2 protein-coding genes are annotated in these 1,660 nt (G+C 65.9%); both read right to left on the reverse strand.

Annotated features, from left to right (window positions below):
* Window positions 1-38: 38 nt before the first annotated feature.
* Window positions 39-944: an amino acid ABC transporter permease gene (locus tag ACWGH4_RS34905; RefSeq protein WP_453467905.1), complete on the reverse strand. Its 906-nt coding sequence runs from the start codon at window positions 942-944 to the stop codon at window positions 39-41.
* A complete protein-coding gene (locus ACWGH4_RS34910) occupies window positions 941-1,609 on the reverse strand; it encodes an ABC transporter permease subunit (protein ID WP_441266689.1) in 669 nt (222 codons plus the stop codon). Before ACWGH4_RS34910 ends, ACWGH4_RS34905 begins: the two co-directional genes overlap by 4 nt.
* Window positions 1,610-1,660: the final 51 nt, after the last annotated feature.

Here is a 1,660-nt window from a genome sequence, read left to right on the forward strand (position 1 = left end):
GGCCACCGCCCCTCAGCGGTCGAACATCGGATGAACCGTCAGCCGGCCCGTCCGTCGTCGGTCTTGCCGACTCCGGGCTCGGCGACGGGCTCCTCGGCGCCACCGGGTGCGGCCAGCACCGCTCCGGTGCTCTTCTTGGCCCGCCGCAGCCTCTTCTCCAGCCAGGAGGCGAAGGTGGTGAGGATGAGGTTGAGGACGATGTAGATCAACGCGACGACGACGAAGCTCGGGATGACATTCGCGTAGAACGCGGAGAGAGTCGAACGCGCGTTGAGCAGTTCAGCGAAGGCCAGCACCGCGCCACCGAGTGCGGTGTCCTTGACGATGACCACCAGCTGACTGACCAGCGCCGGCAGCATCGCGGTGACGGACTGCGGCAGCAGGATGCTCGTCATCGTCTGGCCCTTGCGCAGCCCGATGGCCTTGGCGGCCTCCGACTGGCCCTTGGGCAGCGACAGGATGCCGGCCCGTACGACCTCGGCGAGGACCGACGCGTTGTACAGCACCAGGCCGGTGACCACTGCGTACAGCGGACGCAGCTCACTGCTGATGTCGGTGTAGCGCGCGTAGAGCTCGTTCGCGAACAACATCAGGAGCAGGACGGGAATGGCGCGGAAGAACTCCACGACCACACCCGCCGGGACACGGACCCAGATGTGGTCGGAGAGCCGGGCGATGCCGAAGATCGCACCCAGCGGCAGGGCGATGACCATGGCGAGGGCCGCCGCCTTCAGCGTGTTGACGAGGCCGGGCAGCAGATAGGTCGTCCATGCCGCGGACTGGGTGAACGGCTTCCACAGTGACCATTCGAGCTGTCCGTGGTCGGACATGACGCCGATGACCCACCAGATGCCGAGCGCCAGCAGCACGAGAAAGACAGCCGTGTAGACGATGTTGCGCCGCTTGGCCCGGGGGCCGGGGGCGTCGTAAAGAACGGACGTCATCGCTTCACCGCCACACGCTTGCCGACCCAGCCGAGGATGAGACCGGTGGGAAGGGTCAGAACAACAAAGCCAAAGGCGAAGATCGCCGAAATGAGGACGAGCTGTGCCTCGTTCTCGATCATCTCCTTCATCAGCAGAGCCGCTTCCGCCACACCGATGGCCGCCGCGACCGTGGTGTTCTTGGTGAGGGCAATCAGCACATTGGTGAGCGGACCGACGACCGAGCGGAACGCCTGCGGGAGAACCACGGTCGTGAGGACCTGGGTAAAGCTCAGCCCGATGGCCCGCGCCGCCTCTGCCTGACCGACCGGCACCGTGTTGATGCCGGACCGCACCGCCTCGCACACGAACGCCGCGGTGTAGGCAGAGAGCCCGAAGACAGCGAGTCGGAAGAACTTGGCCTCGAAGTCGTCGGCCGCGCCCAGCGTCATGCCGAAGACGTCGGCGAGGCCGAGCGAGGAGAAGACGATGATCACAGTGAGCGGGATGTTCCGGACCACGTTCACGTAGAACGTGCCGAACGCGCGCATCAGGGGCACCGGGCTCACTCGCATCGCGGCGAGGACGGTGCCGAGCACCAGAGAGCCGATTCCGGAGAAAACGGTGAGTTGCACCGTCACCCAGAACGCCCCGAGCAAGTCGTAGCCTTCAAGAAAGTCGAACACGATCTCCCGCGCTTCCGCGTGTAGGAGGGCGCGGCGCGCCGCCTTCAAGGG

This window comes from Streptomyces sp. NPDC054847 (genome assembly GCF_053610925.1).

Bases quoted from the DNA above. Each gene is read 5' to 3' on its own strand.
- ACWGH4_RS34905 (WP_453467905.1), bottom strand. From the start codon at position 944: ATGACGTCCGTTCTTTACGACGCCCCCGGCCCCCGGGCCAAGCGGCGC.